Genomic DNA, 14,297 nt, shown 5'->3' with positions numbered 1-14,297 from the left:
TGACCCGCGCCTGCCGGCGCGGCGCCACTTCGGCCCGTGCGCGGCGACGGCGCGCTCCGCCCAGCCGATGAAACGCTACGAAACCCTCGCCCATACGATCGCCGACGACATCCGCAACGGCAACCTTGCCGTCGGCACGCGCCTGCCGTCGCTGCGGCAGATCATCGCGCAGCATGGCGTGAGCCAGTCGACGGTGTTTCGCGCGTATTACCTGCTCGAACAGTGGGGATTGATTCGTGCCCGCGAACGCTCGGGCTACTACGTTGCGCCGGGCGCCAAGCCGGAGCCGGGCCCCGCCGCGAAGCGCCGCTCGAGCCGCGCCGGCGCCACGCGCAAGGTCGACATCAGCAGCCTCGTGTTCTCCGTTCTCGATGCGGCCACTCAACCCGGCATCGTGCCGCTCGGTTCCGCATTCCCCGCGCCGCAATTGTTTCCGCTGCCGCGTCTGGCGAAATCGCTTGCGCAGGCCACGCGGCTCGTGAGCCCGTGGAGCACGGTCGTCGACCTGCCGCCCGGCAACGAGGCGCTGCGCCAGCAGATCGCGCGACGTTATCTCGCCACCGGCATCTCGCAGCCGATCGACGAGATCGTCGTCACGAACGGCGCGCTCGAAGCGCTGAACCTGTGCCTGATGGCCGTCACGCGACCCGGTGACGTCGTCGCGGTCGAAGCGCCCGGCTTCTATGCGGCACTGCAGGCGATCGAACGGCTCGACCTGCGCGCCGTCGAGATTCCCGTCGATCCGCGTACGGGCCTCGATCTCGATGCGCTTGCAAACGCACTCGACCGGCACGACATCCGTGCGTGCTGGTTCATGACCAATTTCCAGAATCCGACCGGCGTCACGCTGTCCGCCGACAAGAAACGCGCGCTCGTCGACATGCTCGCGGCGCGCGAGGTGCCGCTGATCGAGGACGACGTGTACGGCGAGCTGCATTTCGGCCCCGACTATCCGCTGCCGGCACGCGCGTTCGATCGACACGGCCTCGTGATGCACTGCAGTTCGTTCTCGAAGACGCTTGCGCCCGGCTACCGGATCGGCTGGGCCGCCGCCGGCCGCTTCGCCGAGAAGGTGCAGCGGCTCAAGCTGATGACGACGCTGTCGGCGAGCATTCCCGCGCAGGCCGGCATCGCGAACTATCTCGAGCATGGCGGCTACGACCGCCATCTGCGCAAGCTGCGCGGCGCGCTGCACGCGCAGCTCGACCGGATGGACGACGCGCTGCGGCGCTGGCTGCCGCCCGGCGTCGAATGGGTGCGGCCCGATGGCGGGTACTTCCTGTGGCTCGCGTTTCCCGACGCGATCGACGCGATGGAGCTGCATCGCCAGGCGATCGCACGCGGGATCAGCTTCGCGCCGGGGCCGCTGTTTTCGGCCGCGCACGGCTTCGAGCGCTGCGTGCGCGTGAACTTCGGCCATCCGTGGAGCCGCGACATCGAGCAGGCGATACGCGTGCTCGGCGAACTGGTCGCGCAGCCTTCGGTCCGCAAGGCAGGTTGACCGTTCACGGCAGGTGCGGTGCGCGCCGCCCGCGTCGCGGCCATGCAGGCAATCCGCGCGCGGGTTACATTGCTGATCCCGCCGCTCCTTCACGATTTTCCATGAGCCAACTGCCTTACCTCGATCACGACGCACTGTTGAAACTGGCGACCGAAGCGGCGCATGTCACGCAGTCGTGCACGTGCACGAAGACTTCGCTCGCCGGATGGACGACCCTGCCGCTGTCGCTGCAGGATGCGCAACTGATCGAAGTCGCCACGCTCGCGCCGCCCGACGACGCCGAGCCGACCTATGCGGAACATCATCCGGCCGGCACGCGCTACGCGTCGGACGACGCACCGATCGCCCTGCGCCATTTCCCGTACAACCGCTGCACCGTCAGCCGCTGCCGCTCGTGCGGTCGTTTGTTCCTGCGCTACCAGGAAGGCGGCGGCTACTTCATCGATCAGCGCATCCGCGCGCTCGATCCCGCGCTCGTCGTCGACGCCAGCGTCTGACCGCGCCACGGGCATGGTCGCATGCCCGGTCTCCCCCGCCGACGCCGGCATGCCGTCGGCCATCTGCTGCGCCTTTTTCGTCCCGATCTGCTGCTTGTCCCGCCGCCTCGCGTTCCCTACGCTGTCTTCCGTTGCCTGACACCCGTCGCAACGTCAGTCCGAGCCGCGCGCACTCCGCGTCGCGGCGCTTCTCGCGTATCACGTCATGTATCGATATACCGATTTCGACCGGGCGCTCGTGCACAGCCGCGCCGCCCAGTTCCGCGACCAGCTCGAACGCTGGCAGCACGGCACGCTGAGCGAAGACGCGTTCCGGCCGCTGCGGCTGCAGAACGGCTGGTATGTGCAACGCCACGCGCCGATGCTGCGCGTCGCCGTGCCGTACGGCGAGCTGTCGAGCGCGCAGCTTCGCGTGCTGGCGCGCATCGCGCGCGACTACGACGTGCCCGACGACGCCACCTACCGCGCCGCGCGCGACGCACAGGCGCTGCTCGGCACGTTGCGCCTGCCGACCCGCAGCGCGCACTTCACGACACGCACCAACGTGCAGTTCAACTGGATTCCGCTCGCGAAAGCGGCCGACGTGATGGACCTGCTCGCAACCGTCGACATGCACGGCATCCAGACGAGCGGCAACTGCATCCGCAATATCTCGTGCGACGAGCGCGCCGGCGTCGCGCCGGACGAAATCGCCGATCCGCGCCCGTTCGCCGAAGTGATGCGCCAGTGGACCACACTGCACCCCGAATTCGCGTTCCTGCCGCGCAAGTTCAAGATCGCGATCACCGGCGCCACGGAAGACCGCGCGGCGACCGACTGGCACGACGTCGGGCTGCAGCTCGTGCGCGACGACACGGGTGCGCTCGGTTTTCGCGTGAGCGTCGGCGGCGGAATGGGCCGCACGCCGATGATCGCGACGCTGCTGCGCGCGTTCCTGCCGTGGCAGCACGTGATGAACTACATCGAGGCGATCGTCCGCGTGTACAACCGCTACGGGCGCCGCGACAACAAGTACAAGGCGCGCATCAAGATCCTCGTGAAGACCGAGGGGCAGCGCTACATCGACGACGTCGAGGAGGAGTTCCGCCAGATCGTCGTCCTCGACGGCGGCCCGCACACGATCCCGCAGGCCGAGTTCGATCGCGTCGCCGCGTCGTTCGTCCCGCCGCGGCTCAAGCCGCGCACGCTCGATCTGTCCGATGCGAATGCGCGCGTATCCGCGCAGGCGGCCCGTCATCCGGCATTCGCTCGCTGGCTCGCCCGCAACGTCGCCGAGCATCGCGATCCGGCGCTGCGCATCGTCACGCTGTCGTTCAAGCGCCGCCTGCAGGCGCCTGGCGACGCATCGCCCGATCAGCTCGACGCCCTCGCCGATCTCGCCGACCGCTTCTCGGCCGGCGAGGCGCGCGTCACGCACACACAGAACGTCGTGCTGCCGTGGGTGCACGTCGACGACCTGTTCCTGCTGTGGGAGAACGCGCGTGCGATCGGGCTCGCGAGTGCGAACGTCGGGCTGCTGACCGACATGATCGCGTGCCCAGGCGGCGATTTCTGCGCGCTCGCGAACGCGCGCTCGATTCCGATCGCCGACGCGATCACCGAGCGTTTCCAGGATCTCGACCTGCTGCACGACATCGGCGACATCGACCTGCACATCAGCGGCTGCATCAATTCGTGCGGCCATCATCACAGCGGCCACCTCGGCATCCTCGGCGTCGACAAGGACGGCGCGGAGTGGTACCAGGTGACGCTCGGCGGGTCGGACGGCTCGGCCGCGAGCGGCCCCGCACGGCCGGGCAAGGTGATCGGCCCGTCGTTCTCGGCGGACGAGATCGTCGATGTCGTCGATGCAATCGTCAACGCTTACCTCGACGCGCGAATCGATGCGAACGGCCGCAGCGAACGATTCATCGACACCGTGCGCCGCATCGGCGCGGAACCCTTCAAGGCCGCCGCGAACGACGCGCGCCATCAGGCAGAGCACGCATGAACCAGGAAACGTCGAACACACACGCGCGCATCCGCCTGCTGACGCCGGCGGAACACGCCGGCGACACGCGGCCACACGACCACGCGACGCTGACGATCGGCAACGACGAGGAATTGCCGCCGCTCGCCGCGCAAATCGCACTAGCCACGCGCATCGACCTGCAGTTTCCGTCGTTCACCGACGGCCGCGCGTACAGCCAGGCTTATCTGCTGCGCAAGCGCTACGCCTTCACGGGCGACCTGCGCGCGACCGGCGAAGTGCTGGTCGACCAGTTGCTGCTGATGGAACGCACGGGGTTTTCGAGCGCCGTGCTCGGCGACGACACCGATATCGCGGCCGCACGGCGTCAACTCGACCGGTTTCCGGGCTTCTATCAGCGCGATGCGAGAGCGGCGATGCCGCCGCAGGGTGCGGCAGGGCCGGCCGGAAAATGAAACGGGCGGCACACTGGCCGCCCGTACGAAGAACCGGAAGCAATCCGGCCGGTACCCGCCGTGACGCGGGCGCCGGCGTTCAGCGCGCCGCCACCGGCTTGCCGAACGCGCCGAGAATCTTCCTCTCGAGCGCGAGGTAGTCGCGGCCGAAGTGGTGATCGCCCTGCGTCTTGATCACGTCGGCGCCCGTGTTCACCAGCGCCGGGCACATCGTGTCCTTCTCTTCCGCGCCGTAGAAGCACTGCACGAGCTGCGGCGGCACCTTCGCGATTTCCGGCGCGACCTTCAGCGCCTTGTCGCTCGCGGGCATGCCGAGCCAGCCCGTCACGCGGATCTGGAAATCGGCGGACGGCGCGAAGCCGAGCAGCGACATCACCGCGACCTTGTCGCGCAAGTCGGCCGGCAGCCGGTTGTACGCGAACGGCATCACGTCGGCGCCGAACGAGTAGCCGACCAGCGCCACGCGGCTCGCATGCCAGCGCGCCATGTACGTGCGCATCACGCGTGCGAGATCGCGGCTCACTTGCGCCGGCGGCTTCTCGCTCCAGAAATAGCGCAGGCTATCGATGCCGACCACCGACACGCCGTCGCGCTGCAGCGCCTCCGCGATCGTCTTGTCGAGATCGCGCCAGCCGCCGTCGCCCGAGATCACGATCGCGAGCCGGTCGCTGCCGCCCTTGGCCGGCAGCTCGACGAGCGGCAGATCCGACACGTCGAGTTCGTCGCCGCTGCTGGTGTCGCGCAGGTGCGCCGTGACGAGCGACACGAGCTTCGTGTTGTCGCCCGCGGCCGCCGTTTCGACGAAGCCCGGCATTGCGCGGCGCACGATCGTCGGATCGGGCGGGCACGGCTTGAAGCGCGGATCGAGCTTCGCGGCCGGGTCGACCGATACGACGCCGGCAATCGTGTTCTCCGGCGCCATCGACAGAATCTGCTTCGCGATCGCGCCGCCCTGGCCCACACCCGCGACGATCGGCGTGAAATAACGCGACGACTGCGCGAGACGTTCGAGCTGGTGGCTGACCGCCTCGGCGTCGCCGTCGAGGTGGTGGCAGGTCTCCTGCTTCGCGGCGAGATTCATCGCGTAACGCTCTGAATCGACGCCGACCGTCATCGCACCGGCTTTCGCGAGCGCGTCGGCCGCCTGCTGATCGGCCGCATTCCAGCCGGCCTCACGCGAGAACAGCACGACGAATCCGCGCAGCGGCCCGCTCGGCTTGGTCACGGTGACGGGCCCATAACGACCGCCCGACACGGTTTCGGCTTTCACGGCGGCTGGCTGCGTGGCGCACGCGGCGCCGGCCAGCATCATTCCCGCGCAGGCGGCTGCCGCCCGCGCGATTCCCTTCTTCAAACTCATGAACGCCGACCTCCAGCCAGCAATGACAGATCCGCAAGCGTGACGAACACGCCGACCGAGCCCGAGGCCGCGAGATAACGCGGCTCCCAGTGCGGTTCGAACTTGCTCTTGAAAGCGCGCAAGCCGCGGAAGTTGTAGAAGCGGCCGCCGAAGCGCCAGACCATCAGGCCGAGCCGGTGCCACGGCGACGGCATCTTCGCCGCCCCCATCCCCGAGAACGGCGCGATGCCCAGGCTCAGCTTGCGGAAACCCGCTTCCTTCAGATGCAGCGCGAGCTGCGTAAACAGATATTCCATCGCGTACGGCGACGCGTCCGGCAGATGGCGCATCACGCCGACCGTCGCCTCGGTGTTGAGGTCGGTCGTCATGAACGTGACGAACGCGATCGGCTTGTCGGCCTGCCGCACCAGCATCACCGACTGCGTCGCGAGATAGCCGTCATGGAACGCGGCCACCGAGAAACTCTTCTCGCGCGCATCGCGGCTGTCGAGCCAGCCGTCGGAGATATCGCGCAGCGCCGGCAGCGCGGCCGGCACGTCGCCCGGCGCGATCACCTCGACCGCCAGCGCGTCCTTGTCGCCGCGGCGCAGCGCGTAGCGCAGGTGCGACCGGTTCGAGCCCTTCAGGTCGAATCGGTCGAGTGCGATATGCGCTTCCTCGCCGAGCTTCATCAGCGTGAGGCCTGCGTCGAGATACAGCGGCAGCGCGTTCGCGCGCACCTGGTAGAACGCCGCGCGACCGCTGTGCGCGTGTGCGAGCGCGATGAACTTGCTGATCAGCGCCGGCCATTCCTCGCGCGGCCCGACCGGGTCGTGCAGCGCGGCCCACGTGCGGCCGTTCTTGGCATACATCAGGAAGGCCTGGCGCGATTCCGAAAACAGGAACGACTTGTCGCCCATCAGCGCGAGGCCCGCATCGCTGCACTCCTGCGCGCGAATGATCCGTTCGGCGTCGAACAGGTCCTGCGGCACGGGCTTCACGAACCGGCCGGGCGCCGGGCGCAGCAATTGCCACAGCGCGAACAGCGCAACGAACACGCCGGACGCAAGCGTCGCACGCAGCGCACGCGGCGCGCGCGCGTCGAACGAGAAATGCGACCACAGCTCGCGCGTGTACGGCACGTCGCGGAACGCGAAGAACAGCACCCATACGGCCAGCATCAGCACCATCGTCACCGACACGAACCAGCTCACCGTGAAGCGCTCGGCGAGCAGCGACGAATGGCGGTTGAAACGGCGGCGGCTGACGAGCAGCAGCACGAGCAGCGTGCCGAGCACGCCGGCCTCGACGAACGCGAGGCCCTTCGCCAGCGACAGCGCAAGGCTCGCGAGCGTCAGCGCGAAGGTCATCCACCACGCGCCGTCGAGCCGCCGCAGCAGCCCACGCGCGACGAACAGCAGCGCGACGCCGAGCACGCTGCAGATCACCTGCGAGCCTTCGAGCACCCACAACGGCACGATATGGCGCAGGATCGCGATCCGGTGCCAGAACGCGGGCGTCGCGCTCGAGATCACCAGCATCCCGCCGACCGCGAACGTCACGAGGCTCAGGAACACCGGTGCGAGCTGCGACACGCGCACGGCCTGCCGCGTGACGAGGCGACGTCGCAGCGCGCGGCCCTCGAAACCGGCCAGCAGGCCGGCCGACAGCACGAGCGGCACGCCGAAGTAGATTGCGCGATACGCGATCAGCGCGGCGACCATCGCGTGCGCGGGCACTTCGCGGCCGAGCGTGAACACCATCGCGGCTTCGAACACGCCGATCCCGCCCGGCGTATGGCCGATCATCCCGAGCAGCAGCGCGGCTGCGTAGACGGTGATGAAAGTCGGGAATCCGACCGGTGCCGCCGGCAGCAGCACCCACAGCGTCAGGCCCGCGGCGACGACGTCGAGCACCGCGTAGACGACCTGCGCGACGAGATCGCGCCGCGCGGGCACGTCGAACGACAGCCACTTGAAGCGCGTGACGACCGGTCGCGCCGTGCTGCCGCACATCGCGACCATCGCGGCCAGTATCACGAGCAGCGCGGCGCCGCCCCACGTCAGCACGCCGGGCGCGACGTGCAGCATCGCGGCAAGCGCCTCCGGCACGCAGACCATGCCGACTGCCGTCATCAACACCATCGCGAGCGCCAGCGTGCCGCTCGTGAACACCGTCATCCGGCCGATCTGCGCGGGCGTGACACCCGACACGCCGTACACGCGGGCGCGGACCGCGCCGCCCGTCAGCGCGCCGAAGCCGGTTGCGTTGCCGAGTGCGGAACCGGCGATCGCGCCGATCCACAACGCGACGCGCGGCACCTTCGCGGCGACATAGCGCAGGCCGACCGCGTCACGGGCAACGAGCGCGAGATAGCTGAGGGCCGTCGCGGCCAGCGACGCGCCCCACTCGCTGACGGACATGTGACGCAACTGGCGGATCACCGACCGGTAGTCGACGGATTCCGACAGATGCTGGAAAACCACGATCAGCAGCAGGCCGATGCCGAGCGCGAGCAGCGGCGACAGCACGCGCTCGTTGCGGATCAGCGCCCGGACACGGGCGATCACCGCCGCGGCACGGCCGGGCGAACCTGAGTGGCGGGAAGACATAAGTTGTTCAGTGGTGGTGCATAGCGTGTCGCGGCGCAAGAAGGCCAGGCGGCGACGAATCTGGTTGTTCTGCGTGGGCGGTCAGCCGAAGACGGAGGCAGGTGGCGCCTGGATCAGAACTTACAAGTATACGGGTCTTATATTACAAAATCTTTCACGCGCTCGTTGTGCGGATTTGTAGCGCTGCGTGTATCAATGTCGCATCAAAGTTCGACGGCCGATCACGCGCGAGGTGCGCATCATACCGGGAACTGACGTGGTTTTTTCATTGGATGAATGACTTGTGATGCATTTGGGAGAAAATTGCCCGAACGATGCGCCGCGACGAGCACGAATCGCAAGTCCGACCGGGCTTCATTGATAGGGTCGGATGTTTTCGGGCAAGCTGATCCTGTTTTGCCGGCCCTTCACTGCCCAAGCGTGCCGGGATGCCGGGACGATCCGATATCAACTGAATAGTGACGCCATGATGGCCGCGGCTCGACGCACCAAGTCGTCGGACAGACGAAACCGGACGCTCGCCACGGCCAGGCGCAGTGCCTACCGTTTCAGGCGAACCACATACAAACCGGGAGCGTTCGGATGGACGCTCAGGCTGAAATTCGGCGGAGTCGAAATGAGGTTGCCCTGGATTGCTGGCTTGTACGTGACAGTTCCGCCGGATACGTCTGCCAGTTCAACAACCGGCGGGAACGGATCGGGGATGAGGTTCGACGTGAAGTTCAGGGTCATCCCCTCTGGCGGCCTGAACCCGCCTTCCGTCACATGGCCGTCGCCGTCAAAACTGCGCCGTCAGTTGGAAGCCGAACGTCACGCGCGCGGTCGGGAAACCCGATGGCTTGTAGACCGGCGTACCCGCGAACAGGTCGTACGCATAAGCGCCGAATCGCGTACCGACACTTCCCTTCACGCCGATCACCGCACCGACCAGTTGCGTGCCGACCAGCGCGACAGGCTGCGGCCCCCACACGCGACCGTAATCGAGCCCTGCGTAGACGGCCTGCCCCGTCTGCCCGATCGGCATCTGCAACTCGTTGCGCCAATAGAAGCCGCGTGCGGCTGCCAGCATCGTCTCGCCATCGAAACCGCGCACCGTGTAGCGGCTGCCGATCGTCAGGTCGTCGATGTAGTACAGCGAATTGCCCGTGTATTGGCCGTGGACGGTGCCGACATAGCGGAACGGCTGTTTCGCTACGACGAACGGCACCTGCAGGTTCGCGTCGAGCACGGCTATCCGGTAGCGGTAGGTTGGACCGCCTTCGGCCACCTGGATGTCCTCCTGCGCGCCGAATGCACCGATGCCCTGCCGGTACGCGAGCATCCCGTCGAACTGCGCGCCGCCAAAGTAGTGACGATCGGTCAGGCCGATCTCGACGAACGTGTTGTTGCGGCGCTGCTGCGGGATTTCCGTGTCTTCGATGAAGCTCTGGCCGAAGCGGCGCGACAGCCGGAATTGCGCGCCGAGCACGTCGTTCTGGCTGCGCGACAGCACGCGGTTCAGCTTGAAGTCGATGGTCTTCGAGTTGCCGCTCACGACGAAGGTCTGGTTCACACCGGCAATCTGCTGGTAGTACGTGTTCGTGTAGGCCGACAGCGTCGCGGTCCAGTAGCCCCACGGAATCGAATAAAAGCCGTTCCAGCCGTGCGAGCCGAGACGCTTGTCGCCGAGTTCGAGATCCTGACTCACCCCGATGTTGAAGATATCGTTCAGGCCGAGCGGGTTGTCGATGCCGACCGACAGGTTGCCTTGCAGGCGGCCGGTGGCGCGAGTGCCGGAGTTGTCAATCGAGGCGACGACGGTCCAGGGTTTGCCGCGCTTGATGTCGAGCACGACGTCACTTTCGCCCGGCGTGTCGGCGGGGACGATCTGCATCGAGACGTCCTGGCTCGAGACGCGCCTCATTTGCTCGAGGCCTTGCTCGAGGTCGCGCAGGTTCAGGAGGTCGCCGTCGCGGGTGGGGAAGGCGGTCTTCCAGGTGCCGCGGAGTTTCTCGTCGGAGAAGCGCACGTGGCGGACGACGCCGGGGATCAACGCCAGCTTGAGCGTCCCTGCGGACAGACTCTGCTCGGGCAGAAGCACGCGCGTCGTGATGTAGCCGCGCGCAAGGATAGCCTGGGACAGCCCTTTCACGAGCACATCGAGGCCCTGCTTGCCAACGCACTGCCCTTCATAGTGACCGAGCCACTCGCGCGCGAAGGCGAAGCGATCCATCGGCAACGTGGACGCGCCCTGGGCTTTCACCGTGTTGGGCAGCGAATCGGGTACGTCGAGTGCAAAACGGTCGATGCGGAAACATGGCGATTCGGTCGGCAATGACGGGAACGCGACACGCTCGGTCATCGATGAACGAACCGCAGGAGCAGAAACGGTTCTTTCGCGTTCACGCGCTTCTTCCTGCTCGCGAGCGCGCTGATCATTGCTTGCCGGTAGCGTGCCTGGCGAAGCGGATTGCGCCGCGACTCCGGCCGATGCGAGCAGTACCGAAGCCGCGACGAGGTTGGCTCCCCGGATTTTTTTCTTCATATGCTGGTTTCTCTGGATTACGCGTACCGCGTGATCATCCAAACGCCGATCAGGATGACGAATGCGCCGGCCGCCTGCATCGGCCGCAATAGTTGCTCATGCATTGCTGTGAACGACAGCACGACGAGCATGGAGATCGCCACCATGGTGGGATAGGCAATGCCGAGGGTTGTCTTGCGCAATGCGGCCGCGTAAAGCACGAACCCGACGCCGTAAGCGGCAACGGCGGCACCGCGCGCAATCCATGGCAGTACGTTCGACTCGCCAAGTGAGATTTCCTTGAGCGCAGCAACCCTGAGCAATACGCTGGCGAGCCCGCCGAACACGCCACTCGCGACAACGATCAGCCAGTTCATCGCGCCGCCTCCGTCGCCACCGCGATATCCGCCCGACGATTGGGCGAGACACGACTGCCACCCGATGAATCTGTACTGCTGCTGAAAATTGCGTTGAACCGGTTCGCGCCGTGCAGCGCAATCAACACGACCGCGGGAAACACGACCGAGAAATTGCGCGCCTCGTCCCGATAACCGAAAAAGATGAACAGCACCAGTACGGGCAGGAATGCCGCAAAGAAGTAGCTTCGGTAGCGCGTTGGCGTCGCTCGCCAGGCTGCCCGGAAGAACACGGCAAGTGGCACGAGCATCAGCGGATTTTCCAGGCTCGGCGTGAAGATGCCTTTGCCGATGAGGTTGTAGAAGGACAAATAGGACTTGGGATTCACCCAGAACTTCAGGTTGTCCCACACGTGATATTCGACGAATCCGCCAGCGTTTTCACTATATCCGCTCATGATGAACTGCCGGGTCGCGATGCAGATCCCGAGCTGCAGTACGAGCCACGCAACGCGCTTCGACATTGCGACGTCCCGCTCGTGCAACAGGAACAACGCGAGCGGTACGAGAAAGAACGTTTCCTTGTTCAGGGAGAAGACGGCAATCATCAGCGTGCATGCGAGCATTCGCCTCTTGATCAGGAAGTAGCACGCACCCAGCACGCCGAGCAGTTCAAAGAAATCGTAGTAGTAGCCACCCTGCTGAAACGTCAACGGATAGACGAAACTGAACGCAGCCAGAAAGCCGACGGAATGCCCGAAGCCAAGTCCGTGCATCCTGGCCAGCTTGTAGATCAGCAGAAGCGCAAAGAGGGTCGACAGTACGATCGCGATATACGTCACGTGATAGACGAGCGCCGTGACAGGCGTCCAGTATTCCTCCGGAACGCTCGTGAAATAGGCGTTGCGCAGTGAGTCATGTCGCTTGATCGATTTGAACAGCTTGTCCTGCCTGGTTTGGTCAAGCTGCTCGGCAATCCACTTGGCGGCAGTCGGAAACGACGACCGGTAGACATAAGGCCTCGGTGCGTCGCCGTTCATCATGCCGACTAGGCTGTAGCTCGTTGCAAAGTCACCCTTCTGATCGTCGCGGAAACCCCATTTCAGCAGCATGCTGTTCGTGATGTTTCCGGCGCAGATGAACAGCAGCACGTAGACGATGGCGAAACGGCAGAAGGCTCGCACCCGGTGTTGGTTCTTTTCCGTCATAGGGTTGTCGCCGCTTACGGTGCCGGCAGGAAGTGAGCGGCCAACACGATCGTCACCATGACGCAAAGCATGGCGAAGCTGCCGCGATTTTCGAGGATATGAACGATCGGATCGTCGTGCATCGCGCCGCGAACCGTGGTGATCCAGAGTCGGCCGAACAAGTAGATCAGGCCGATCTGCACGAACCAGAGCAAGTGCGGAATCGCGTAGCGTGCTGCGGTTTCAGGGGCGTTGATGAAGAGGCCGAAGACGACCACTGCGGCAAGCGATGCACCGATACCGAACGGCCAGAGCACTTCGAGATCGCTCACGCGGTAGTCGCGGCCTGCCGAAGCGCGTTTGTTGTGCTGACGCAAAAGCACCAGCTCGGAGCAGCGCTTTACGAGCGCGAGGCTCAGGAACGCGAATACGGAAAACGCGAGTAACCAGCGGCTGACCGTGATTTCCGCAGCGACGGCTCCGGCGATGATTCGATATGTGTACAGCAACGACAACACGACGACATCGAGCAGCACGATCGATTTCAGGCGCCAACTATATGCGGTTGTGAGCAGCAGATAGAGCGCAAACATGCCGGCAAATTCGGGCGACACCACGAATGCCAGCGCAAACGCCAGAGTCAGCAGCAGTGCCGCGCAACCGAGCCCCTGCACAATCGACAGCGTGCCACTTGCGAATGCGCGGTTGCGCTTACGAGGGTGTCGGCGATCGTCGTCCAGATCCCAGAGATCGTTGCCGATGTAGGTGGCCGACGCGCCAAGCGACATCGACAGGAAGGCGAGTGCGAGTGTGGCAACCTTGTCGGTGTCGAGGAACGCAAACGCAGTCAGCAGCGGAACGAACAGCAACAGGTTTTTCAGCCACTGGTGAACACGCAGCGCTTTGCACCATGTGGCGAAGCCCGCGCGCACGTTCGAAAACTCTCGCTCAACCGGAATACGACTACGGACATTCGCCGCAACACCATGCGTAACGCCGGCAAGGACTGCACCTTTCGCACCTGCCCAGATCGGCAGATCGGCTTTGCTGTCACCCGCATACACGAAGTCGTCGCCGACCTGCCGGCGAATGCCGGCCAGTTTGGTCTCGCCCTTGAGATTCGTGTTGCCGGTAGTTGCGATGACGCAATCAAACAGACCGAGATGCGCGTTCACCTGCTCGGCGATCGAACGATGCGCGGCAGTTGCGAGCACGATCTTGCGGCCACTTTCGCGTTCGCTCTCGAGATAGTCGACAAGCGGTTCGCGATACGGGAGTGTCTCAGCTCGAAAATCGGCGTGTTCTGCAACTTTGGCCTTGAACGCGGCGCGCCCGCCGGCAAGCCAGAAAGGCAATCGCAGCAGGTTTGAAGGCTTGCGTCTTACCAGGTGGATCACTGATTCCATCAGGGTGTCCGATGGGGTCAGCGTGCCGTCGAGGTCGACGACAAGCGGTAGTTTTCCGGTCTCTCGCATTTATCTAAATTCGCTCAGTGTCGGCGCCGATTTCTCAATTCACCGTCGGCCACACTGTTTTATCCTGCGTCGGAGACGCGACACACGCACAAGTCCCCCCACGCAGCCAATTCAAACTACCGCTCCCATCCAGTTATTGGCGGAGCTGTAATAATGAAAGCACTATGCTCAGGAAATTCGGATCGGATGAATTCGACAGCAGACAGATTGTTTACGTGTGCAGCCTCTGCATCTAACGGCGGATCCGCACCATCCCATATACAGTCAATGCGCGCTTCAAATTTTGAGTTATGCCAAATTCCACCTTCGACGCGGGCAACGAGTAAGCCCCTATGCGCCGCCTGCTCACATACAGCAATCGCCGCCTCGGGAGAGAGCTTCATGACCACACTTCCGTGAAGTG

12 protein-coding genes are annotated in these 14,297 nt (G+C 65.0%); 4 read left to right on the top strand and 8 right to left on the bottom strand.

The genetic code is table 11. The annotated features are described in order from the left end of the window. Positions 1 to 67 precede the first annotated feature (67 nt). The 4 genes from KEC55_RS18635 to KEC55_RS18620 all read left to right on the top strand — a co-directional run bounded on the left by KEC55_RS18635 (position 68) and on the right by KEC55_RS18620 (position 4,422). The gene (locus KEC55_RS18635; RefSeq protein WP_282509444.1) at positions 68 to 1,501 is read left to right on the top strand and encodes a PLP-dependent aminotransferase family protein; all 1,434 of its coding nucleotides are present in this window, start codon (positions 68 to 70) and stop codon (positions 1,499 to 1,501) included. 101 nt (positions 1,502 to 1,602) lie between these two features. Further along, positions 1,603 to 1,998 carry a hypothetical protein gene (locus KEC55_RS18630; RefSeq protein ID WP_282509443.1) on the top strand — a complete coding sequence of 132 codons (396 nt, stop codon included), beginning with the start codon at positions 1,603 to 1,605 and terminating at the stop codon, positions 1,996 to 1,998. A 205-nt stretch (positions 1,999 to 2,203) separates the two neighbouring features. Beyond that, positions 2,204 to 3,988, top strand: a complete 1,785-nt coding sequence (locus KEC55_RS18625; protein WP_282509441.1) for a nitrite/sulfite reductase — start codon at positions 2,204 to 2,206, stop codon at positions 3,986 to 3,988. After that, positions 3,985 to 4,422, top strand: a complete 438-nt coding sequence (locus tag KEC55_RS18620; protein ID WP_282509440.1) for a DUF934 domain-containing protein — start codon at positions 3,985 to 3,987, stop codon at positions 4,420 to 4,422. Before KEC55_RS18625 ends, KEC55_RS18620 begins: the two co-directional genes overlap by 4 nt. 79 nt (positions 4,423 to 4,501) lie before the next feature. On the opposite strand, the gene KEC55_RS18615 is transcribed toward KEC55_RS18620, so the two are convergent. The 8 genes from KEC55_RS18615 to KEC55_RS18580 all read right to left on the bottom strand — a co-directional run bounded on the left by KEC55_RS18615 (position 4,502) and on the right by KEC55_RS18580 (position 14,277). Continuing rightward, entirely contained in the window at positions 4,502 to 5,782 is a 1,281-nt protein-coding gene (locus KEC55_RS18615) for a virulence factor family protein (protein ID WP_282509438.1), read from the bottom strand. Then, positions 5,779 to 8,373 carry a bifunctional lysylphosphatidylglycerol flippase/synthetase MprF gene (mprF, locus tag KEC55_RS18610; RefSeq protein WP_282509436.1) on the bottom strand — a complete coding sequence of 865 codons (2,595 nt, stop codon included), beginning with the start codon at positions 8,371 to 8,373 and terminating at the stop codon, positions 5,779 to 5,781. The genes KEC55_RS18615 and mprF overlap by 4 nt, the downstream gene beginning before the upstream one ends. A gap of 540 nt (positions 8,374 to 8,913) precedes the next feature. Further along, positions 8,914 to 9,105, bottom strand: coding sequence for a hypothetical protein (locus tag KEC55_RS18605; RefSeq protein ID WP_282509434.1), 192 nt, complete (start codon positions 9,103 to 9,105; stop codon positions 8,914 to 8,916). A 46-nt stretch (positions 9,106 to 9,151) separates the two neighbouring features. Beyond that, complete coding sequence (locus KEC55_RS18600; RefSeq protein WP_282509432.1) at positions 9,152 to 10,897, bottom strand: ShlB/FhaC/HecB family hemolysin secretion/activation protein; 1,746 nt, start codon at positions 10,895 to 10,897, stop codon at positions 9,152 to 9,154. 17 nt (positions 10,898 to 10,914) lie between these two features. Beyond that, positions 10,915 to 11,253 (bottom strand): small multidrug resistance protein, encoded by a 339-nt coding sequence (locus KEC55_RS18595; protein WP_282509430.1) that lies wholly within the window; start codon positions 11,251 to 11,253, stop codon positions 10,915 to 10,917. Continuing rightward, positions 11,250 to 12,440, bottom strand: coding sequence for a hypothetical protein (locus tag KEC55_RS18590; protein ID WP_282509428.1), 1,191 nt, complete (start codon positions 12,438 to 12,440; stop codon positions 11,250 to 11,252). The genes KEC55_RS18595 and KEC55_RS18590 overlap by 4 nt, the downstream gene beginning before the upstream one ends. A 14-nt stretch (positions 12,441 to 12,454) precedes the next feature. Beyond that, positions 12,455 to 13,894 (bottom strand): UbiA family prenyltransferase, encoded by a 1,440-nt coding sequence (locus KEC55_RS18585; RefSeq protein WP_282509426.1) that lies wholly within the window; start codon positions 13,892 to 13,894, stop codon positions 12,455 to 12,457. A 116-nt stretch (positions 13,895 to 14,010) separates the two neighbouring features. Then, positions 14,011 to 14,277: a colicin immunity protein gene (locus KEC55_RS18580; RefSeq protein ID WP_282511501.1), complete on the bottom strand. Its 267-nt coding sequence runs from the start codon at positions 14,275 to 14,277 to the stop codon at positions 14,011 to 14,013. Positions 14,278 to 14,297 lie beyond the last annotated feature (20 nt).

Origin of the sequence: Burkholderia cepacia (genome assembly GCF_029962485.1) — a bacterium.
Taxonomy (GTDB): domain Bacteria; phylum Pseudomonadota; class Gammaproteobacteria; order Burkholderiales; family Burkholderiaceae; genus Burkholderia.
This window is presented reverse-complemented; position numbering and strand designations above follow the sequence as displayed.